Here is a 20,846-nt window from a genome sequence, read left to right as displayed (position 1 = left end):
CGGACGGCTACGCGTGTAGTGCCCTGTGCATCACAGCACAGGCAAATATCTACTATGACATGCATACATTCCTATGGAGCGCGAACCCTGTCGTGATCCGACTCAGCCGACCGGCATGCGTCTCACGCTGGAGAAGCAGACCATTGAATTCCAAGGCCGCGACGGCACGGCCGGAGGCTTGGGCTTCACCGGCGATACTGTGCTCTACCAGGGCCGGGCGCCAGCACCTCGCACACCCGTGTGGGTCCGGCACCGCGCTCAGCGCAGGATGGCGTTGCTGCGCAGGTCGACGGGGTAGAAGCGGCCGGCGAGCAGCTCGCGGATCAGGTCGCGCTCGTCTTCGATGCGGCGCTCGAAGTACGTGGCGCACTTGCCGATGTCCTGGATCGAGTGCGAGTCGGTGCCCGCCGTGCCGGGCATGCCCATCAGGTCGCAGAGGCGGCGGCTGAAGGCGTTCTCCTTTTCGGTGCCGCGCCCGTTCAGCTCCTCCAGCCCGCAGCAGAACTCGTACGACGGGTTCTGGCTGGCGCGCAGCAGCGCCTTCTGGTACTCCTCTTCGTCCTTCACGTACCAGGGCATCTGGCGGCGGTACGGGTGCGCGGCCACCATGCAGCCGTCGCTCTTCTCCACGTGACCGGCCAGCTCGTTGCTGCGGTGCATGCCGAAGACGTACTTGTCGATGCCGAAAGTGAGGATGTGGCCGTCGTCGGTGCCGATCTCGACGCCGGCCAGCACGAGGAAATCGTGCTTTTCCTGGATCTCCTTGAGCGACTTCGCGTCCCAGAGGGTGTCGTGTTCGGTGAAGCAGATGCCGTCCAGCCCCGCCTTCTTCGCCCGGACGATCAGGTCGTCCGGGTTGAGCACGCTGTCGTGCGAGCGGGGCCAGGTGTGGTTGTGCAGGTCGATCAGCACGCGATGGCGCCTCCCATCGGAACGTCTTGTTGTGATTCTGTTGCATCTCTGGCAATGGTAGCAGGCGCAGCCGCGGCTCGCATGCACTGCGCGGCCGCGGTATCTCCCTGCCTGCCCCTATGCTATAGTGGCGTCGCGGTACGCGACAGAATTCACAAGCGGCAAGACGCCGCGGGGGAAGCATGGCGTGCTCGGCAACTGGGGCCACCTCGGCTTTCTGATCCTCGTCGGCATCGCGCTGCCGGGCACCGCGCTGGTCGTCTCGGTGGTGCTCGGCCTGTTCAAAATCCGGCCCAAACTGCCCAACTCGGTGAAACAGGCGACCTACGAGTGCGGCGTGGAGACCGAGGGCCCGAGCCACGTGCAGTTCCACGTGGGCTACTACGTCTTCGCCCTGCTCTTCGTCGTCTTCGACATCGAGTCGATCTTTCTCTACCCCTGGGCCGTGGCCTACCGACACGAGGCGATCTACGGCCTGGTCGAAGCGGTGATCTTCATAGGCGTCCTCGCTCTGGGCCTCGCCTATGCCTGGAAGAAGCAGGCGCTGGTCTGGCGCTAGACGCGGCATCGGCTCATTACACCAAACACCAAACACCAAACACCAAACACCAAGCAGCAAGGATGTGAGCCTGTCATGACCATCGAGCTGACAGGAGAGCGGGTGGCCGCCCGCCTCGGCGAGCTTCTGCCTGAAACGCGGGTCGAGGCGATCGGCCATTCGGTGTACGTGGCCGCCGAGTCGCTGCTCGCGGTTTGCACGGCGCTGCGCGACGATGCCGACCTGCGCATGCAGCACCTGACCAGCATGACCGCCGTGGACTACATCACCCACTTCGAGACCGTCTATCACCTGCAATCGCTGGCGAAGAACCACCTGGCCGTGCTCAAGTGCCGCATCGACGAGCGCGATGAGCCGGAGATCCCCTCCGTCGTCTCGGTCTGGTACGGGGCGCAGCTGCAGGAGCGCGAGGTCTACGACCTCTTCGGTATTCGCTTCACGGGCCACCCGGACCTGCGCCGCATCTTCTTGTGGGAGGGCTTCGCCGGCTGGCCGCTGCGCAAAGATTTCCTGCAGATCTCGGCCGGTGCCCAGCACCCCGGCCTGCCGCACTTCCCCAAGCAGGAGCAGGGCTTCGGGGTGCTCAGCGGCCCCAACTGGACCGCGCCCGAACCGCCCCGCCAGTCCTAAACCGCTTCCCCAGCTTCCCCCTCTCCATCGAAATGGAGAGGGGGCCAGGGGGTGAGGCCACGCCATGACCATTCAGACCGAACCGTTCATCGTCAACATCGGACCGCAGCACCCCAGCACGCACGGCGTCTTCCGCATGCGCGTGGTGCTCGACGGCGAGAAGATCATCGACGCCGACATGGTCGTCGGCTACCTGCACCGCAGCCTGGAGAAGCTGGCCGAAGAGCGGACCTATACGCAGAACATCCCCTTCACCGACCGTATGGACTATCTTTCCGCCATGTCCAACAACCTGGGCTACTGCATGGCGGTGGAGAAGCTGGCCGGCATCCGCGTGCCCGAGCGCGGCCAGTACCTGCGCGTGATTATGGCCGAGCTGCAGCGCATCGCCAACCACTCGATGGCGATCGGCACCTTTATCAACGACTGCGGCGCCTGGCAGACGCCGCTGATGTGGATGTTCGCCGAGCGCGAGAAGATCCTCGACCTGTTCGAGATGACCTGCGGCGCCCGCCTCACCTGCAACTACATGCGCATCGGCGGCGTCGCCTTCGACATCCCTGACGAATTCCTGCCCGCGGTCAACGGCCTGCTCGACGATCTGCCGCGCAAGATCGATGAGTACGAAAAGATGCTGATGGAGAACGAGATCCTGATCGCCAGGGCGCGCGGCGTGGGCACGATCCCGCGCGACCTGGCGATCAATGCCTCGCTCACGGGGCCGATGATCCGCGGCTGCGGCATCCCCTTCGACATCCGCAAGGCCGACCCCTACGCCGTCTACGATCGCTTCGACTTCGCCATCCCCGTGGGTGAGAACGGCGACTCGTACGATCGCTTTCTGGTGCGCATGGCCGAACTGCGCGAGAGCGTGAAGATCCTCAAGCAGGCGGTGCCGGCGCTGCCGGGCGGGCCATATAAGGTCGATGTGCCGCTGTCGGTGCGGCCCCCGGTCGGCGATGCCTACGCGCGCGTCGAATCGCCGAAGGGCGAGCTGGGCTACTACATCGTCAGCGACGGGGGCACGGCGCCCTACCGCTTCCACGTAAGAGCGCCATCCTATATCAATCTCTCAGTGCTGCGTGAGATGGTGATCGGCGCCTCGGTCGCGGATTCGATCGTCGCGCTGGGCAGCATCGACATCGTGATCGGCGAGGTCGATCGGTGACGGCCCTTTGCGGCTACGTGCTTTCCGAGTGGTACGACCTGCGCGATCTGGGCAACCCGGTGCAGGCGCTGCTCGACTGGATCAACGGCTGGGGCGACGGCTCGACCTTTCACTGGCTCGCCTACGTCGTCGCCGGCCTGATCGGCGCGGCGGCGATCGGGCTGTTTCTCGGCATCGCCATGCTCTCGCTGATCTGGATCGAGCGCAAAGCCGTCTCCCGCATCCAGATCCGCTACGGCCCCAACCGCACCGGACCGTTCGGTCTGCTGCAGCCGGTGGCCGACGCGCTCAAGCTGATGCAGAAAGAGGCGTTGACGCCGCTCGCGGGCGATAAGTACGTCTTCTGGCTCGCGCCGGTCGTGATCTTCATCCCTACCTTACTCGTCTTCGGCGTGCTGCCCTTCGGGCCGAAGATGACGGCGGCGAACATCAACGTCGCCGTGCTCTACATCGTCGCGGTCGGCTCGGCCACGCCGCTCGTGATCTTCATGGCCGGCTGGTCGTCCAACAACAAGTATTCGCTGCTGGGCGCGATGCGCGGCATCGCCATGGCGATCAGCTACGAGATCCCGATGGTGCTCTCGCTGCTCGGCGTGGTGCTGTTCACCGGGCACATGGACCTGAACGGCATCGTGCAGTGGCAGCAGAAGTACCACGTCTGGCTGATCGTGTTGCAGCCGCTGGCGGCGCTCACCTACTTCATCTCCGCCAGCGCCGAGCTGAATCGCACGCCGACGGATATCGCCGAAGCCGAGTCCGAGATCGTGGCCGGCTATCACACCGAGTACTCGGGCATGAAGTTCGGCCTGTTCTACGCCGTAGAGCTGGGCAACGCGCTGGCCGTTTCCGGCATCTGGGCGACGCTCTTCTTCGGCGGCTGGTGGCTGTTCGGCCTTGACCGCTGGATTCCCGCCTGGCTGATCTTCCTGGGCAAGATGTACATCCTCTACGGGGCGCTGATCCTGACGCGCGGCACGCTGCCGCGCCTGCGCATCGACCAGTTGCTCGACTTCGCCTGGAAGTTCCTGCTGCCGCTGGCGCTGGTCAACGTGCTGGTCGTCGCGGCGGAAGTGACGATCTGGCAGGAGAACGGCATTTCGGCCGGTTGGGTGCTGCCGATCGCGGCAGTGATCAACATCGTGCTCAGCGGTGTGCTGATCGTCGGCTACACCCAGACGTTCGGCTTCGCCCGGCGGCAGCGGCCACGACGGGCGCGGCTCGTGACAGACACGCTGGCGGCGATGCCGCAGTAGATCGATTTGCGCTTCGGTCAGGCTTCGGAGGAGAGGCGGATTGAGCGGCTTCGGCCCGGTGTCGGCGTTCTACGTGCTGGCGGTGCTGTCGATCGGCTCGGCGCTGGCGGTGATGGCGGCGCGCTCGATCATCCACGCGGTGCTCTTCCTGGTGCTGTTCTTTGTCTCACTGGCGGCGATGTTCGTGCTGCTCTCTGCCGATTTCGTCGCCGTGGCGCAGCTTCTGGTCTACGCCGGCGCCATCGGCGTGCTGGTCGTGTTTGCGATTTTGCTCACGCCCTCGCGCGATCGGCGCGGCATGGAGACGAAGTTTGTCGGGCCGGGATTGCTGGCCGGCGCCGTGGTGGCCGGCACGGTGGTCTTCATCGCCTTCAACACCAACTGGGATACCGCCTCGAACGACTTTCCTTCGACGGTCGACGCCATCGGCCAGGCGCTGCTCAACCGCTGGGCGCTGCCCTTCGAGATCGCTTCGGTGCTGCTGATCGCGGCGATGATCGGCGCAATCGTGGTGGTCGGCGGTCGCGGCGTTGATCTCGACACCCACGCGGCGGGGCCGGCCACGCGGTTAGTGCGGAGGGAGCGTTAGATGGTCTCTCTCGAGCACTTCCTCGTGGTCGGCGCGGTGCTGTTCGGCATCGGCCTCTGGATCGCGCTCTCCAAGCGCAACGCCGTGCTGATCCTAATGGGCATCGAGATCATGCTCAACGCGGTGAACCTGACGTTGCTGGCGTTTTCGCGCTTCGTCAAGTCGCCGACGCCGATCGCCGGTCATATCTTCGTGATCTTCGTCATCACCGTCGCGGCGGCCGAAGCCTCCGTGGCGCTGGCGATGGTCGTTTCGGTCTACCGCAACCGCGGCACGATCGACGTCGACCAGATCGATTTGTTGAGGTTCTAGGTGACGTTCAGTTGACAGGTGACCGGTGACAGGTGACAGGGGGTTCTGGAGCGTTCCATGAAACTCTGCAGTTCTCAGGCGCTGCTGTCACCTGTAACCAGTTACCTGTAACCTGAGGCGAAGCGTGTGGACTGAACTGTTCCGGGTGAAGAATCGCTACATGGCCGAGGTGTGGCGCGAGCTGTTCAACGCCGAGGGCGTGGCGACACACGCCGTCGTGCTGGGCGATCCGAAGACCGCGGGCGACCTGACGCCGCACGCGATCTACGTGCCCGACAGCAAGACCCACGTCGCCCTGGAGATCATGCGCAAGATCTAGCCTCACGTGCCACGCGCCAAGATCCCCCCTTCTCCCAGGATTGGGAGAAGGGGCCGGGGGATGAGGGCCGAGAGCAAGCATGAATTCGTTTCCGGAAGGCTTCGCCTGGGCGATCTTCCTGCTGCCCGTGGCCTCCAGTGTGCTGATCACGCTGGCACTGCTCACGGGCGCGCTGCCGCGCCGCCAGCTTCGCCTCGCCGGCTACCTGACCATCCTCTGCATCTTCGTCGCCTTCCTGCTCTCGCTCTGGGCGCTGAAAGCCGTCGATCATAACGCCGGCCACCCGCTCAGCTACACCTCGCACCAGTGGCTGCAGTTCCCCGGCTTCACCTTTACGCTCGGCCTGCGCGTCGATGGATTGACGGCGGTGATGCTGGTTGTTGTCACCAGCGTCTCGCTGCTGGTGCAGTATTACTCGCAGGGCTACATGGAGGGCGACCCCGGTTACGGCCGCTACTACGCCTACATGTCGCTGTTCACCGCCTCGATGCTCGGCCTGGTGCTGTCGGATAGCATCCTTTTCCTCTTCGTGAACTGGGAACTGGTCGGCCTCTGCTCCTTCCTCCTGATCGGCTTCTGGTTCCACAAGCCGAGCGCCGCAGCCGCCGCCAAGAAGGCGTTCATCACCACGCGTGTAGGCGACGTCGGCTTCATGATCGCGATCCTCATCATCTGGACGCACACGGGCACCTTCGACATTGCCAGGATTCACCAGGCCGCGGTGGCCGGCACGATCGGTTCGACCACGCTGACCCTGTTCGCGCTGGGCGTGTTCGCCGGCGCGGCGGGCAAGTCGGCGCAGGTGCCGCTGCACATCTGGCTGCCGGACGCGATGGAAGGCCCAACCCCGGTTTCGGCGCTGATCCACGCGGCGACGATGGTCGCCGCCGGTGTGTATCTCGTCGCCCGCTTCTTCCCCGTCTTCGCGGCCTCGAGCGGCGCCCTGCATACGGTCGCCTGGATCGGCGCGATCACGGCGATCGTTGCGGCGACGATGGGCGTGGTGAACCCGGACATCAAGCGCGTGCTCGCCTACTCCACGATCTCGCAGCTCGGCTACATGATGCTGGGCCTCGGCTCCGGCGCCTACGTGGCGGCGATCTTTCACCTGATGAACCACGCCTTCTTCAAGGCGCTGCTCTTCCTCGGCTCCGGCAGCGTCAACCGCGCGACGAACACCTTCGACATGCGCCTGATGGGCGGCCTGCGGCGGGCGATGCCGATCACCTTCTGGACCTTCGTGATCGCCTCGCTCAGCCTGGCCGGTGTGCCGCCCTTCTCCGGCTTCTACAGCAAGGACGACATCCTGCACGCGGCCTGGAACGACAACAAGATCCTGTTCGTGCTCGGCTTCCTCGTCGTCTTCCTCACCGCGTTCTACATGGCGCGCGTGATCTTCCTGACCTTCTTCGGCGAGTTCCGCGGCGGCGCGCCGCATCACGACCACTGGACCGAGGGCTGGACGACGATTCCGGTCTCCGCCTCGGAGGATCAGAACGTGCACGACTCCGCCGCCGTGTCCGAGGTGCTGCAAGCCGAGGAGGAACATGAGCGCGAGGGCGATGTCCACCGCGACCACGCGGTGCATCCGCACGAGTCGCCCTGGGTGATGCTGCTGCCGCTCGTGGTTCTCGCGGTTCCGGCGGTGATCAGCTGGCTGGTGAACTACCACACGCACTGGTTCGGCGACCTGATCAAGAACGCGCTGCCGGCCGGCACGCCAGAGCGCACCGATGAGGTCGTGAACTGGGGGCTGGCGATCGCCTCGATCGCGATGGCGCTGGCCGGTATCTTCGTCGGCTACGTGATCTACCAGGCACGGCGCGGCCTTGATGTGACGATGGGCCGGCTGCTGCGGCCGCTGTATGTGCTGTTCAGCAATAAGTGGTACGCCGACGTGATCGGCGAGGACCTGATCGCGCGCGGCCTCGTCTACCGCGGCCTCGCCTACGCGAGCGATCTGATCGACACCTACGTAATCGACGGCATCGCCAACGGCTTCGGCCTGGTGACGGAGCGCGGCGGTGCGGTGCTGCGACGCGCGGCCAGCGGCGAGTTCCAGGCGTATGGCTTCATCTTCAGCGCCGGCGTGGCGGTGATCGCCGTCGTGCTGGTGGTGATCGCCCGGACCAGTTAGACATGCTTTCAGAACCGGCGGGCGCCCGCCGGTTCTGAAAGCATGGATTCGCCAAATCCGCGGAGGCAGGGTGCAAACGTGCTGAGCGTGATCCTCTTTCTGCCGCTGACCGGCGCCGTGGTCTGCGCCCTCTGGCCGCGCGAGCAGCAGCAGTACGTGCGCTGGTGGGCGGCGCTCGTCTCGCTGGCAACCTTCGCCGTCTCGATCGCCGCCTTTGCCGCCTTCGACCGCACCCAGGCCGCCGGCTTCCAGTTCGTGGAGCATTTCACCTGGATCGACGCCCGCGACATCGGCGGCGCCTTTACGCTCCAGTACAAGATCGGCATCGACGGCCTCAGCATCCCGATGGTGTTGCTGACCACGGGGCTGACGCTGCTCTCGGTGCTGATCTCCTTCGGCGTGGACCTGCGGCAGAAGGAGTACTTCGCCTGGATGCTCGTGCTGGAGACGGGCGTGCTGGGAGTCTTTCTCTCGCTCGACTTCCTGCTCTTCTTCCTCTTCTGGGAGGTCGAGCTGGTGCCGATGTACCTGCTGATCTCGATCTGGGGCACGGGGCGCAAGGAGTACGCGGCGCTCAAATTCGTGCTGTTCACGGTGGCCGGCTCGTCGCTGATGCTGGTCGGCATCTTCCTGCTGCACTACAGCACGAACACGTTTGACTTCGAGCAGCTCAGCGGCGCCAACATCCAGAACACGATCGTGCCGATCAACATGATCTTCTGGCTGATTCTCGCCGCCTTCTTCGTCAAGCTGCCCGTCTTCCCCCTGCACACCTGGCTGCCGGACGCGCACACGAACGCGCCGACGGCGGTGAGCGTGCTGCTGGCCGGCGTGCTGCTGAAGATGGGCGGCTACGGCATTCTGCGCTGGGGCGTGAGCATCTTCCCGCAGGCGGCGAAGGACTTCGCGCTGGTCTTTGCGATCTTGGCCGCGATCAATATCATCTACGGCGCCTTCGTCGTGCTCCGGCAGCAGGACTTAAAGCGGCTGATCGCGTACTCGTCGGTCAGCCACATGGGCTACGTCTTGCTCGGCGTCTCGGCCCTGAAACAGGTGGGGCTGACCGGCGCCTCGCTGCAGATGTTTACCCACGGCATGATCACCGGCCTGCTCTTCATCATGGTCGGCCTGATCTACGAGCGCACGCACACGCGCGATATCGGCCAGATGTCGGGTCTGATGCGCAACATGCCGTTCATCGGCGTGACGTTCTTCATCGCCGGCTTCGCCTCGCTCGGCCTGCCGGCGATGGCGGGCTTCGTGGCGGAGTTGCTGGTCTTCCTGGGCACGTTCAACAAGTTCGTGCCCATGACGATTCTCGGCGTGGTCGGCGTGCTGCTCAGCGCGGGCTACATCCTCTGGATGCTGCAGCGCGTGCTCTGGGGTCCGCCGATGGAGCGCTGGGAAGGGCTTCGCGACACGCGCAACTGGTGGGAGATCGGCCCTGTCGTCGGACTGATCGTGGCGATCATCTCGGTCGGCGTCTACCCGCTGTGGATCGTGGACGTGGTGCAGAACGGCGTGCAGCCGATCGTGCAGCGGCTGGGGTGAGAGTACAGGTGACTGGTGACAGGTTACAGGTGGCGGGGACGGTCATGAGCGTTCGTCCGAAGCATGTCGTTCGGTCAATTCGGCCGCATCGGTACCCATGGCGAAGGATGGAGTCCTCGCGTGGATGACATCACCCGGTTTTTGCCCGAGCTGATCGTGCTCGCCACGGCGGGCCTGGTCGTGCTCGTCGATCTGCTGCCAGTCGACAAGCGGGTGCTGCCCTGGCTCACGCTGCTCGGCCTCGCCGTTTCGGCGGGCTGGACGGTGGGGCTGATCATCGCCGGCGGCCAGGGCCGCGCTTTCGGCGACATGCTGCGCGTGGACGCGTTCAGCCTCTTCTTCCTCTTCCTCTTCCAGGCCGTCGCCGCCGTGATCGTGCTTTCCGCCATGGACTTCGCCGGCCAGATGCCCGACCGGCAGGGTGAGTTTTACGCGCTGGTGCTGGCCGTGGCCTCCGGCGCGATGCTGCTCTCCGGCGCCAACGACCTGATCATGATCTTCATCTCGCTGGAGTTGACCAGCATCTCGCAGTACGCGCTGGCCGGCTTCATGCGCGACACGCGCTCGAGCGAGGCGGGTCTCAAGTACCTGCTGCTCGGCGCCGTGAGCACCGCGACGCTGCTCTACGGCATGGCGCTGCTCTTCGGCCTCACGGGCACGACGGCGCTGCCGGGTATCGCCACGGCGCTGCACGGCGCCAGCGACAATCTGCGTCCGGCCTACCTGCTGGCGGCTACGCTGCTGGCAGCGGGCTTTGGCTTCAAGATGGCCATCTTTCCCTTCCAGATGTGGGTGCCGGACGTATACGAGGGCGCGCCGACGCCGGTTTCGGCATATCTGTCGGTTGCCTCAAAGGCGGCGGCGTTCGCGATCGTGCTGCGCATCTTCTTCGAAGCGCTGGGCGACACGCGCATCTCGTCCGAGTGGGCCAACCTCTTCGCCATCCTCGCGGCGATCTCGATGACGCTGGGCAACGTTGTCGCCATCCAGCAGCACAACATCAAGCGGCTGTTCGGCTACTCGTCGGTGGCGCAGGCGGGCAACTTCCTCGTGGGCATCGCCGCCGTCTCGGCGTCGAGCGGCCGCTTCACGATCGGCGCCAGTGGTGTGCTCTTCTTCATCGCGGCCTACGCCTTCACGAACCTCGGCGCCTTCCTCGCGATCATCGCGATCTCGGACGCGATCGGCAGCGAGGAGATCGCCGACTACGCAGGCCTGGGCCGGCGGGCGCCGTGGCTGGCGGCGATCTTCGCCCTCTGCCTGATCTCGCTCACGGGCTTCCCACCAACGGCCGGCTTCTTCGCCAAGGTCTACATCTTCAACGCCGCGATCCAGGCGAAGTTCGTCTGGCTGGTCGTCATCGCGGTGCTGAACTCGCTGGTCTCCGCGGTCTACTACCTCGGCGTGCTGCGCGTGATGTACCTGGGCGAGCCGAAGGCGGAGGGCCGCGTGCGGGCGGGCATTCCGATCAGTTTCGGCATGGGCGTGTCCGCGCTGGGAGTGCTGGTCTTCGGCGTAGCGCCCGGCCCGCTGCTTACCGCCGCGCAGAAAGCCGCCGACGTATTCGCGGTGCATTGATCTTCCTCGTCCCGGAGGCCAAACACGGATCACTCCAGCGTGGTTTAGCAGGAGTTTTCGTCACAAATGTCTCGTATTACGCTATTATCCTTCTTTGCGATTGTGGCGCTTACGCTCATCTTTGCCGACACCCGGATTAGGACCGTTCACGCCGCCATGCGTGACGCTGCGCCACCAGATCTGGAAGCAGCGATCCAAGCTTACGTCGAAAACCAAGGCTCAGTCTTCCGAGGCGAGTGCGCCTCCGTTCCGACCGGAGTTTCAGGCGGCACGTGTTACGAGGCTTCCGTCCTGAACGATGGCGTGGCTGAGGTTTGGCTTGCGCTTCCCTTTACGGACGGTGGCTCGCTGGTGCTATTTGACCAACCATTCGAAGGCTGGGAGCTGCTGAGCTTGCCCGTGAGCTTTTCTGCAAGCTCCGCCGGTATCTGGACCGCCGCTGATTGGTCCTCCGTCACCGGCAATTGGTGGTTCACGGAAGGCGTATTGCCTGACTATCCCGGTATCGTTTCGCTTTACGTTGAACCGGACGGCACGAGCGGTATTGGAGCGGGGCGGTTCGGCGTTGCCAAGGTCTCGTTTACCTCATTTGAACAGGGAATCGCGTATGGCACTATCACAACTCTGGAGCCTCAGGGAGCAACTGTCGGCTCGGGTCGAGTTGCTCTAATCCTCCTAGATGATGGAACTGCCATCCTCACGTCGTCGGCAAGCCGCAGAAACCTGACGTTCCAGCGCCAAATTCCATAGAGATCGCTCGGCTGAACGTTTGCTGGCGGATCATCGCGTTGAATGAAATTGACATAGCCTTCGATGAACCGTTCACCGGCCTCGATCTTGCTTCGTGGTTGCCGGCGCTGGCGGAGCGGGCGCTGGCCGCAGAGGGAATCGAGGGCGCGGCGCTCTCCGTGCTGATCACCGACGACGCCACTTTGCAGGCGCTGAACAGAGAGTATCGCGGCTACGACGAGCCCACCGACGTGCTTTCATTCGGCCTCACCGAGCGGATGAAGCCGGCGTTAGACGACATGTCCGAGGTCGAAGCGTTTCCACTGCCGCCGGAGCTAAGCGAGCAGATCGGCGAGGTCGTGATTAGCTATCCCACCGCCGTGCGCCAGGCCGCCGAGCACGGCCATCAAGCCAACGACGAGCTGGCGCTGCTGCTTGTGCACGGCATCTTGCACCTGCTCGGCCACGACCACGACCAGCCCGAGGAAATTCGCGTCATGCGCGAACGCGAGGCCGCGCTGCTGTGCGAGCCGGTGTGGCCGAGCCACTGATGCTGGCAGAGCGCCAATCTGTTACGGTATAATAACACAGGTGTTCCAAACGCTGGCTCCCGAGAGGCTGAGCGATGGCCGCTGAAGTCTGGTATCGCAAGTGGCGGCCGCAGACCTTCGCCGACGTGTCCGGACAGGACCACGTCACCCGCACGCTCGCTCGTGCCGTCGAACTGGGCCGCGTCTCCCACGCCTACCTCTTCTGCGGCCCGCGCGGCACCGGCAAGACCAGCACCGCGCGCATCCTCGCCAAGGCCGTCAACTGCGCATCGCCCGAGGCCGGCCAGCCCTGCACCCGCTGCGAGTCGTGCCAGGCCGTGGCCGCCGGCCGCGCGCTGGACCTCGTGGAGATGGACGCAGCGAGCAACCGCGGCATCGACGAGATCCGCGAGCTGCGCGAGCGCGTCGGCTACTCCACCACCGGCTCGCGCTACAAGATCTACCTGATCGACGAAGTACACGAGCTGACGCAGTTTGCCTTCGACGCGCTGCTCAAGACTCTGGAAGAACCGCCTCCCCATGTTATCTTCGTGCTGGCGACCACCGAGCGGCACAAAGTCCCGGAAACCATCCTCTCCCGCTGCCAGGTCTACGACTTCGTGCGCATCAAGCTCGCGGCTGTGGTCGGGCGCCTGCGCCAGATCGCCGAGGCCGAGGGAGTGCAGGTGGACGACACCGCACTGGCCCTGATCGCGCGTCGCGCCACGGGCAGCCTGCGCGACGCGGTCAACCTGTTCGAGCAGGCAGTGGCCACGCAGGGCCACGCGCTGAGCGAGGTCGGCCTGCGCGCGGCAACCGGCGCCGGCGACGCACGGGCGCGGGAGTTGCTTCAGGCGCTGATCGAACGGCGGCTTGACGAGGCGCTGAATCTCGTCGCGGCCGTGCGCGACGACGGCATCGATTTGAGGCAGTTCACGCGCGACTGCGTGCAGACGCTGCGGGCGGCGCTGCTCGTGCGGGCGGGAGCCGCCGCCTCGCTCGATCTCGGCGATGAGGCCATGGCCGGGCTGCTCGCCCTCGCCGGAGAGTCCGGCGCCGGCGAGCTGGCGCGGTCGCTGCGGTTGCTGATGAACGCCGATTTCCGCGCCGACCCACTCTCGCCCCTGCCGCTCGAGCTGGCGATCATCGAGGCGATCGAGCGCCCTGCTGTCGAAGCTGCCCCGCCGGCGGTGCACGAAGCGGCGGCCGCCCGCCCGCAGGCAGGGACGGGCCGCGCGGCCGGGCTGGCCGTCGCGCTGCCCGCGCCGGCGCCGGCCGCGCGGGTGCGCGCGGTGCAGACCCCCCGCACCGGCCCGCCGCCTGCGCCGCTCGTCGCCAGGCGCGGCGAGCAACCGAACCCGGCCGATCCAGACACGCCTCGTCCTGCCGAGAAATCCGTCGAAAATCCGTCGGCGCAGCCGCCCGGCTCAGCAGCCACGGCCGCGGCGCCGCAGACGGAGGAACCGTCCGCTGCTGTGACAGCAGCGACCAAGGAGCCGCTCACAGACGCTGCACCGGCTGCCGAGGTCGCGGAAGACGCGCTGCTCGATGCCCCCTCCGCGCCCGCCTCGCTCGACGCGGTGCGCCGGCGCATGCGCGAGCTGCACACGCGGGTCAACGCGATTGACAGGAACACCGCGGTTCTGCTGAAGAGCGCGTGTGATATCGTCAGCTTCAATGGAACCAGCCTCGTGCTTGGCTTCGAGCACAAGCCGCTGGCCGAGCGGGCGCAGCGGGCCGCGGCGATGACCGCGCTGCAACAAGCGGCAGCCGAACTCTTCGGCTCGCAGGTCGTCGTGAGCTGTGTGCACGAGCCTGACGTGGTCAACCGTATGCAGGCGTTGCTGGCGGAGCGGCCCAGCCACCTGCTGGACGAGGCGCTGAAGCTCGGCGCGCGGCCGCTGGAGAAGACGACATAACCTGGCGGACGGCGGGAAGTGGCCGGCCGCTGGAGACCGAGGGAGACCGGGCGATGAACAGGCAGCAGCGACGACACGGCGGCGGTGGTGGCGGCTTCGGCGGCATCAGCCCCGACTTGCTGAAGCAGGCCCAGGAGCTGCAGAACAAGCTGATGCAGGCGCAGCAGGAAGCACAGAGCGCCGTGACCGAAGGCTCGGCCGGCGGCGGCGTGGTCAAGGCCGAAGTCCGGGGCGACCTCAAGATCGTCTCCGTCACGATCGAGAAGGACGTGGTCGATCCGGACGACGTGGAGATGCTGCAAGACCTGGTGCTTGCCGCGATCAAGGACGCGCAGGAGAAGGCCGAGGCCAAGCAGGCCGAGACGATGAACTCGCTCACCGGCGGCATGGGCGGGGCGCTGGGCGGCGCCGGCCTGAACCTGCCGGGCCTTGAATAGCTTTCGGGCGCCGGTTGGTCGCCGGCGGAGGGCTGCATGACTGTGTTGCGCCTGCGTATCGTCGGGCACTCGCTGCCCGGTCTGCAGTGGTGCGATCAGGCGCCGGTCTATGTCGGCGTCCAGCGCGGCTCCGTCGTGGTCGATCTCGTGCCCGGCGACGCCGGCGAGGCGGTCTTCGATCTCTCGGTGGATGTCGTGGCGCGGGACGACGGCGAACGCGACTTCCGCGGGCCGTACGCCCAGGGCAAGCGCGGCGACCGCTTCCTGTACTTGAGCTGGGGCACCCTGGGCGCCGACGGGCGCTTCGTCATGTTCCGCCGTGCCAAGATCCGCTTCGCCGAGATACCGACCGCGGAAGTCGAGCATGCGCTCGCCACGGGCGAGACACTCGTCGGCACGCTCAGCCTGACCGGCGAACGCGGCGGACCCGTTTGCGCCGCCGTGCGGCCCCCACGCATTCGCTGGCAATCCGCTGCGCCCGTGTCGGCCTGAAGCACCGCCGGGTCGCGGGCGAGATCAGGCCGGCAATCGACGCTGCTGTCACCCGCCGTATCTGAGACGGCGTGTAAGCAATTTTGCTATAATTACCGGGAGCAGTGATGAGGTGATCGGGGTTGAACGACGTGATTTCCGCTGCCGCCACGCCGGTGGCGCGGCTGATCGACGAGTTTCACAAGCTGCCCGGCATCGGGCCGAAGTCCGCCCAGCGCCTGGCCTATCATATTCTGCGCACCAGCGCCGAAGAGGCGCACGCTCTGGCGCAGGCGATCGTCGACGTCAAAGAGCAGATTACGTTCTGCAGCTCCTGCCAGAACCTGACCGAAGTCGATCCCTGCCGTATCTGCCGCTCGGACAAGCGCGACACGACGGTGATCTGCGTGGTCGAGGAGCCGCTGGACATCCTCGCAATCGAGCGCACGCGCAGCTATAAGGGGCTGTACCACGTGCTGCACGGCGTGATCTCGCCGATCGACGGCGTCGGGCCGGAGGACCTGAAGGTGCGCGAGCTGATCGGCCGTCTCTCTGACGGCGCCGTGCGCGAAGTGATCATGGCGACCAATCCCAACGTCGAGGGCGACGCAACGGCCATGTACCTCGACCGCCTGATCGCGCCGAGCGGCGTGCGCGTCACGCGGCTGGCGCGCGGCCTTGCCATGGGCGCCGACCTCGAATACGCCGACGAAGTGACGCTGACTCGCGCCCTTGAAGGCCGGCAGCAGGTCTAGCCCTCCTCACACGGGCGCGTCAGCACCCGTCGGAAAGTGGATTCAGCGCCGTGCCCGCACGCATCCCCCGTGTCTACCGCACCGAGGCGATCGTCCTGCGCCAGCGCAAGCTCGGCGAGGCGGATCGCATCGTCACGCTCTATTCGCCGCAGCTTGGCAAGATCGAGGCCGTGGCGAAGGGCGTGCGCCGCCAGACCAGCCGCAAGGCCGGCCACCTGGAGCCGCTGACCTGGAGCACGCTGCTGCTGGCGCATGGGCAGAACCTGGACATCGTCACGCAGAGCGAGACGGTCGAGAGCTTCATGCCCTTGCGTGAGGACCTGCAGCGGCTGGCGCGCGGCATCTACGCCGCCGAGCTGGTCGATCGCTTCAGCGAGCCACGCTCGGAGAACTACCCGGTCTTCCGCCTGCTGGCCGAGACGTTGCGCCGCCTGGCCACGCCCGCCGATTCGGCGGATCTCGCCGTGCGCCTGTTCGAGCTGCATCTGCTCGCGTTCGTCGGCTACCGGCCGCAACTCGACCGCTGCGTCGTCTGCTCCGGGCCCCTCACGCCCGTGACCAACGCCTTCGGGCCGGCGCTCGGCGGCGTGGTCTGCCCGGCCTGCCGCGCCGCTCAGCCCGGTCTCTGGCCGCTGAGCGTCAATGCGCTCAAGATCTTGCGCCTGCTGCAGCGCGGCGACTGGACCACGGCCGCGGGGCTGCGGCTTTCGGCCGAGCTGCTTTCCGAGATCGAGCTGCTGCTGCGCGGCTACATCCGCTACGTGCTGGAGGCGACGCCGCGCTCGGTCGTCTTTGTCGACGCGCTGCGCCGCGACACGCCAGCGGGCCGGCCGAAGCACCTGGAGCTCGAGCCGGCCACCCCGGCGTTGGCCGCGCGCGGAGGCGCGTGATAGCATGTGCCGCGCCGGCCGTGGGTTCGCGTGGACCGGGCGGTGAACAGCGTTTCGGGGGAAGGTGTATGCCGCTCTATGAGTTTTACTGCGAGCCTTGCGACGGCGTCTTCGAGCTGCTGCGCTCGATCCGCGAGTCGTCCGATCCGGCCTCGTGCCCGGTCTGCAGCCGCGACGCGCGCCGGGTGATGCCGACCTCGTTCAACGCCTTCACCTTCCGTGACGGCTACCCGCGGCGCATTCCGGACAAGGGCACCTACTGGCATCTTGGCAAAGAGGTCAAGAACCTCGTCACCGGGCCGGTGCGCCCGAACGAGCATCCAGAGATCAACAAGCCGATCCCGCCGCCGAAGCCGCTGAAGGGAGACGTCGCGGACAAGCGCGAAGTCGCCCGCTTGCAGGCCGAGCAGAAGGCGGCGGAGGAGCGCGAGCGCCAGGCGGCGATCCAGGCCTACGAGAAGATGCAGGCCGAAGGCAAGAAGACGGCCGACGCCCTCTAACTGCCGCGCGAAAGCACGAACTCGGCAAGGTCGGCGAGCGCGACGCGTGCCGGGCCCACGGGCAGTGGGTCCAATGCGGCGAGGGCGCGGTTGGCAAAATCGCGTGCCACGGCGGCGGACTCTGCCAGCGCGCCGGAGCCGCGGATCGCCTCCAGCACCTCGGCCAGCCTCTGCTCTCGGTTGCGGCGGGCGAGGAAGAAGCGCCGCACCGGGTTGTTGGCGCCGGCGCGTTCCATCAGCAGCAGTGAGGGCAGTGTCAGCGTGCCGGAGAGCAGATCGCTGCCGGCGGGCTTGCCCAGCGCCGCCTCGCTGCCGGTGAAGTCGAGAATATCGTCCACGATCTGGAAGGCCATGCCGTAGTTGAAGCCGTAGTCGCGCAGCGCCTCGACCCAGCCCGGAGCGCAGCCCGCGATCAGCGCGCCGCCCTCCGTCGCCGCGGCGAACAGCGACGCCGTCTTACCGCCGATGCGCGCGAAGTATTCCTGCAACGTCTTGCGGTAGTCGAAGGCGCTCACGTCCTGCGCCAGCTCGCCCGTGGCCAGCGACATAATCGTACGGGCGAAGAGGCGCACCACCGGCACGCTGTCGGTGCTCGCCACCAGGTCGGCCGCGTGGGCGAACATGAAATCGCCGACCATCACGCTCGCCGAATTGCCGAACAGGCTGTGCGCGGTGGGCAGGCCACGGCGCAGCGGCGATTTGTCGATCACGTCATCGTGTACCAGCGTGGCCGTGTGCAGCAGCTCGATCGAGGCGGCCAGCGGCGCCAGCTTCGCCAGATCGTAGCTGCCGAAGTTGCCCGCAAGCAGCGCCAGCGCCGGCCGCACGCGCTTGCCGCCGCCGGCGAGGATGTGGTCGAGCATGCGCCGCAGCGGTTCGTACTCGACCTCGCGAACCCGCGCCAGCGCTGCCTCAACCAGCGAGAGGTCGGCCGTTACCGGGCCATAGAGCATCGTTGCCGTGGTCACGTCGTCCCCTTCGCCGCAGCGGTGGTCGCCGCTGCGGGCAGCCGGAACAGCTGTCTCGCGTTCTCCGCAGCCCGTGCGCCCAGTGCGGCCGCGTCCACCCCCCGCAGGGCGGCGATCTTCGCCACGGTCTCCGGCAGATAGGCCGGCTCATTGCGCCGGCCGCGGCGCGACTGCGGCGCCAGGGACGGGCAATCCGTTTCGACGGTGAAGCGTTCGTCGGGCAGCATCGCTGCCACGAGTTGAGACGATTCGGCCTTCGGATATGTGACCGTTCCCGGAAGCGAGAGAGAGAAACCCAGCTCCAGAAAGCGCCCGGCCCATTCCGTATCGTAGGCAAAGCAGTGCAGGAGCCCAGCAGGCGCCGCGGCCACGTTCGCGCCGCGCCGCCACGCGGACAGCACGGCAAACGTATCCTCGGCCGCCTCGCGCGAGTGGATCACCACGGGCAGGCCGAGAGAGGCCGCCAGCCCAAGTTGCGTCTCAAAGACGGCGCGTTGCACGTCACGCGGCGAGTGGTCGTAATGGTAATCCAGCCCAATCTCGCCGATCGCCACGACGCGCGGATGCCGGGCGAGCTCCGCCAGCCGCGCGAACGTGCCGGCATTTGCACGCTTCGCCTCGTGCGGATGGACGCCGACCGTCGCCCACACATCCGGCTGGGCCTCCGCCAGTGCCACGGCGGCACGGCTCGAGGCCTCGTCGTCTGCGGAGCAGACGATCGCGCCGACGCCGGCGGCGCGGGCGCGAGTAAGCATCTCCTGGCGGTCGGCGTCGAACTGCCGGGCCTGGATGTGCGCATGCGCGTCGATCAGGGAGGCGCCTTGCTGCGCGTTCACGTGCCCAGCCGCGCCTCCTCCTCGTCGACGATCGATGGGTCGAGCTTGCGGAAGAGCGGCTCGGGGGGCGGCAGCGGCCGCTCCGGCTCGGGAACGGTCAGCCCCCAGCCCAGTTCCCGCACGGGCCGCGTCTCGCCCAGTAGCCGGTTCAGTTTCTCAGCGGAGAAGGGCAGGTAGGGATAGAGGGCCGTGCGCAGCGTAGCGATCACGCTGAGCGCGGCGTACAGCGCGTTTGCCGCCGCCTGGCGGTCTTCCCGAATCGCCTTCCAGGGCGCGGTCTCGTCCAGGAAGCGGTTCGCCTCGCGCGCCAGCTCCATGCCCGCGCCGATGCCGGCGCGGAAGCGGCAGGCCGCCAGCTCACGCCCCGCGGTTTCGAGCGTCTGCTGGCAGCGTTCGATCAGGGCGCCGGCGCGGCCGTCGAGCGCGTCCGGTCGCGGCACGCGCCCTTCGAAGTGGCGCGGGAACTGCGTCAGCACGCGGTTCACTAGGTTGCCCCAGGTCGCCACCAGCTCGTCGTTGTTGCGGCGAAGGAACTCGGCCCAGGTGAAATCGGTGTCAGAGGTCTCCGGCATCGCCGCCGAGAGATAGTAACGCAGCGGGTCCGGGTCGTAGCGGGTGAGGTAGTCCGGCACCCACACCGCCCAGTTCTGGCTGGTCGACGACTTGCGGCCGCTGATATTGATGTACTGGTTGGCCGGCACATCGTACGGCAGGTTCAGGCCGCCGTGGCCCATCAGCATCGCCGGCCAGATCGTGGCGTGAAACCAGATGTTGTCCTTGCCGATGAAGTAATAGGTCTTCGCCGCCGGGTCTTCCCACCAGTCCTTCCAGGCGTCGGGTGCGCCCTGGATCTGCGCCCACTCCCTGGCGGCGGAAAGATAGCCGATCACCGCCTCGAACCAGACGTAGATGCGCTTCTGCTCCCACCCCTCCAGCGGCACGCGCACTCCCCAGTCAAGATCGCGTGTGATCGCGTTGTCGTGCAGCCCCTCGTTCAGCATGCCGAGCGAGAAGTTCAGCACGTTCTTGCGCCAGTAGGTCTCCTTCACGCCGTCGTCCAGCCAGGCGCGGAGGCGATCCTGAAAGGCGGAGAGGCGCAGGAACATGTGCTTCGAATTGCGCACCACCGGCACGTTGCCGCAGAACTTGCAGCGCGGATTGATCAGCTTGAGCGGGTCCTGCGGCCGGCCGCAGTTGTCGCACTGGTCGCCGCGCGCCGGCTCGTAGCCGCAGAAGGGGCAGATGCCCTCCACGTAACGGTCGAGCAAAAAGCGCCGGTCCGTCTCGCAGTAGAACAGCTCCTGCTCCTGCTCGTAGAGGTAGCCCTGTTCCAGCAGGCGCAGGAAGACGTCCTGGCTGACGCGGGCGTGGTTCGCCGTGCCGGTGCTGGTGAACAGGTCGAAGGAGATGCCCATCCGCTGCCAGGTGTCCAGGAACGAGGCGTGGAACTCCTCGGCGACGGCCTCGGGCGAGCGCCCCTCGCGCTCGGCGCGGACCGTGATCGGCGTGCCGTGCATGTCGCTGCCCGAGACCATCAGCACCCGGTTGCCGGCCGTGCGGTGGTAGCGAGCGAAGATGTCGGCCGGCAGATAGGCACCGCCGAACTGGCCCTGGTGGACCGGCCCGTTGGCGTATGGCCAGGCGACGGCGACGAGGATCGTCTCGGTCACGCCTGATTGCTCCCACGCCTGCAAAACTTGCTGTCGGCCCTGTGCGCGGGCGCTGTTCGCCGTACCGCCGCGGGCCCCGGAACCGCTGAGGACGAGCACGATCGTAGCACACGCGTGCGAGCCGGCGCAGCAG

22 protein-coding genes are annotated in these 20,846 nt (G+C 66.6%); 18 read left to right on the top strand and 4 right to left on the bottom strand.

Features of this window, described 5'->3' with window-relative positions; translation table 11 throughout:
• Positions 1-258 precede the first annotated feature (258 nt).
• Complete coding sequence (locus VKV26_22515; GenBank protein ID HLZ72688.1) at positions 259-912, bottom strand: PHP domain-containing protein; 654 nt, start codon at positions 910-912, stop codon at positions 259-261.
• Between the two features lie 187 nt (positions 913-1,099).
• Between VKV26_22515 and VKV26_22510 the strand changes: the two genes are divergently transcribed.
• The 18 genes from VKV26_22510 to VKV26_22425 all read left to right on the top strand — a co-directional run bounded on the left by VKV26_22510 (position 1,100) and on the right by VKV26_22425 (position 17,239).
• Entirely contained in the window at positions 1,100-1,471 is a 372-nt protein-coding gene (locus VKV26_22510) for an NADH-quinone oxidoreductase subunit A (GenBank protein HLZ72687.1), read from the top strand.
• A 75-nt stretch (positions 1,472-1,546) separates the two neighbouring features.
• Complete coding sequence (locus VKV26_22505; protein ID HLZ72686.1) at positions 1,547-2,101, top strand: NADH-quinone oxidoreductase subunit C; 555 nt, start codon at positions 1,547-1,549, stop codon at positions 2,099-2,101.
• A 64-nt stretch (positions 2,102-2,165) separates the two neighbouring features.
• Positions 2,166-3,269 carry an NADH-quinone oxidoreductase subunit D gene (locus VKV26_22500; GenBank protein ID HLZ72685.1) on the top strand — a complete coding sequence of 368 codons (1,104 nt, stop codon included), beginning with the start codon at positions 2,166-2,168 and terminating at the stop codon, positions 3,267-3,269.
• On the top strand, positions 3,266-4,522 hold the full coding sequence (gene nuoH, locus VKV26_22495) for an NADH-quinone oxidoreductase subunit NuoH (GenBank protein ID HLZ72684.1): 1,257 nt from the start codon (positions 3,266-3,268) through the stop codon (positions 4,520-4,522). The genes VKV26_22500 and nuoH overlap by 4 nt, the downstream gene beginning before the upstream one ends.
• Positions 4,523-4,562: 40 nt before the next feature.
• Positions 4,563-5,111: an NADH-quinone oxidoreductase subunit J gene (locus VKV26_22490; protein HLZ72683.1), complete on the top strand. Its 549-nt coding sequence runs from the start codon at positions 4,563-4,565 to the stop codon at positions 5,109-5,111.
• Positions 5,112-5,423, top strand: a complete 312-nt coding sequence (gene nuoK / locus VKV26_22485; GenBank protein ID HLZ72682.1) for an NADH-quinone oxidoreductase subunit NuoK — start codon at positions 5,112-5,114, stop codon at positions 5,421-5,423.
• A 124-nt stretch (positions 5,424-5,547) separates the two neighbouring features.
• Entirely contained in the window at positions 5,548-5,742 is a 195-nt protein-coding gene (locus tag VKV26_22480; protein ID HLZ72681.1) for a hypothetical protein, read from the top strand.
• A 79-nt stretch (positions 5,743-5,821) separates the two neighbouring features.
• Positions 5,822-7,879 (top strand): NADH-quinone oxidoreductase subunit L, encoded by a 2,058-nt coding sequence (gene nuoL, locus VKV26_22475; protein HLZ72680.1) that lies wholly within the window; start codon positions 5,822-5,824, stop codon positions 7,877-7,879.
• A gap of 78 nt (positions 7,880-7,957) precedes the next feature.
• Positions 7,958-9,430: an NADH-quinone oxidoreductase subunit M gene (locus VKV26_22470; protein ID HLZ72679.1), complete on the top strand. Its 1,473-nt coding sequence runs from the start codon at positions 7,958-7,960 to the stop codon at positions 9,428-9,430.
• A gap of 120 nt (positions 9,431-9,550) precedes the next feature.
• Positions 9,551-11,008, top strand: a complete 1,458-nt coding sequence (locus VKV26_22465) for an NADH-quinone oxidoreductase subunit N (GenBank protein HLZ72678.1) — start codon at positions 9,551-9,553, stop codon at positions 11,006-11,008.
• Positions 11,009-11,074: 66 nt separating this feature from the next.
• Positions 11,075-11,758 carry a hypothetical protein gene (locus tag VKV26_22460; GenBank protein ID HLZ72677.1) on the top strand — a complete coding sequence of 228 codons (684 nt, stop codon included), beginning with the start codon at positions 11,075-11,077 and terminating at the stop codon, positions 11,756-11,758.
• A 38-nt stretch (positions 11,759-11,796) separates the two neighbouring features.
• Positions 11,797-12,288 (top strand): rRNA maturation RNase YbeY, encoded by a 492-nt coding sequence (ybeY, locus tag VKV26_22455; protein HLZ72676.1) that lies wholly within the window; start codon positions 11,797-11,799, stop codon positions 12,286-12,288.
• A 74-nt stretch (positions 12,289-12,362) separates the two neighbouring features.
• Positions 12,363-14,186 (top strand): DNA polymerase III subunit gamma/tau, encoded by a 1,824-nt coding sequence (dnaX, locus tag VKV26_22450; protein ID HLZ72675.1) that lies wholly within the window; start codon positions 12,363-12,365, stop codon positions 14,184-14,186.
• Positions 14,187-14,239: 53 nt separating this feature from the next.
• Positions 14,240-14,623 (top strand): YbaB/EbfC family nucleoid-associated protein, encoded by a 384-nt coding sequence (locus tag VKV26_22445; GenBank protein HLZ72674.1) that lies wholly within the window; start codon positions 14,240-14,242, stop codon positions 14,621-14,623.
• Positions 14,624-14,659: 36 nt separating this feature from the next.
• Positions 14,660-15,115: a DUF5990 family protein gene (locus VKV26_22440; GenBank protein ID HLZ72673.1), complete on the top strand. Its 456-nt coding sequence runs from the start codon at positions 14,660-14,662 to the stop codon at positions 15,113-15,115.
• A 134-nt stretch (positions 15,116-15,249) separates the two neighbouring features.
• Entirely contained in the window at positions 15,250-15,849 is a 600-nt protein-coding gene (gene recR / locus VKV26_22435) for a recombination mediator RecR (protein HLZ72672.1), read from the top strand.
• Between the two features lie 50 nt (positions 15,850-15,899).
• A complete protein-coding gene (recO, locus tag VKV26_22430; protein ID HLZ72671.1) occupies positions 15,900-16,739 on the top strand; it encodes a DNA repair protein RecO in 840 nt (279 codons plus the stop codon).
• Between the two features lie 68 nt (positions 16,740-16,807).
• Positions 16,808-17,239, top strand: coding sequence for a zinc ribbon domain-containing protein (locus tag VKV26_22425; protein ID HLZ72670.1), 432 nt, complete (start codon positions 16,808-16,810; stop codon positions 17,237-17,239).
• On the opposite strand, the gene VKV26_22420 is transcribed toward VKV26_22425, so the two are convergent.
• From VKV26_22420 to metG, 3 genes are read right to left on the bottom strand one after another with little or no spacing between them, the layout of a single operon-like run.
• Entirely contained in the window at positions 17,236-18,207 is a 972-nt protein-coding gene (locus tag VKV26_22420; GenBank protein HLZ72669.1) for a polyprenyl synthetase family protein, read from the bottom strand. The two genes, VKV26_22425 and VKV26_22420, sit on opposite strands and share 4 nt — an antisense overlap.
• Positions 18,204-19,043, bottom strand: coding sequence for a TatD family hydrolase (locus VKV26_22415; protein HLZ72668.1), 840 nt, complete (start codon positions 19,041-19,043; stop codon positions 18,204-18,206). The genes VKV26_22420 and VKV26_22415 overlap by 4 nt, the downstream gene beginning before the upstream one ends.
• A complete protein-coding gene (gene metG / locus VKV26_22410) occupies positions 19,040-20,713 on the bottom strand; it encodes a methionine--tRNA ligase (protein HLZ72667.1) in 1,674 nt (557 codons plus the stop codon). The genes VKV26_22415 and metG overlap by 4 nt, the downstream gene beginning before the upstream one ends.
• Positions 20,714-20,846: the final 133 nt, after the last annotated feature.

The organism is Dehalococcoidia bacterium (assembly GCA_035310145.1).
GTDB lineage: Bacteria > Chloroflexota > Dehalococcoidia > CAUJGQ01 > CAUJGQ01 > CALFMN01.
Note: the sequence above shows the minus strand (reverse complement) of the source record. Positions and strands in the feature narration are given on the sequence as shown.

Bases quoted from the DNA above. Each gene is read 5' to 3' on its own strand.
- VKV26_22505 (HLZ72686.1), top strand. From the start codon at position 1,547: ATGACCATCGAGCTGACAGGAGAGCGGGTGGCCGCCCGCCTCGGCGAG.
- VKV26_22500 (HLZ72685.1), top strand. From the start codon at position 2,166: ATGACCATTCAGACCGAACCGTTCATCGTCAACATCGGACCGCAGCAC.
- nuoK (HLZ72682.1), top strand. From the start codon at position 5,112: ATGGTCTCTCTCGAGCACTTCCTCGTGGTCGGCGCGGTGCTGTTCGGC.
- nuoL (HLZ72680.1), top strand. From the start codon at position 5,822: ATGAATTCGTTTCCGGAAGGCTTCGCCTGGGCGATCTTCCTGCTGCCC.
- VKV26_22460 (HLZ72677.1), top strand. From the start codon at position 11,075: ATGTCTCGTATTACGCTATTATCCTTCTTTGCGATTGTGGCGCTTACG.
- dnaX (HLZ72675.1), top strand. From the start codon at position 12,363: ATGGCCGCTGAAGTCTGGTATCGCAAGTGGCGGCCGCAGACCTTCGCC.
- VKV26_22445 (HLZ72674.1), top strand. From the start codon at position 14,240: ATGAACAGGCAGCAGCGACGACACGGCGGCGGTGGTGGCGGCTTCGGC.
- VKV26_22440 (HLZ72673.1), top strand. From the start codon at position 14,660: ATGACTGTGTTGCGCCTGCGTATCGTCGGGCACTCGCTGCCCGGTCTG.
- VKV26_22425 (HLZ72670.1), top strand. From the start codon at position 16,808: ATGCCGCTCTATGAGTTTTACTGCGAGCCTTGCGACGGCGTCTTCGAG.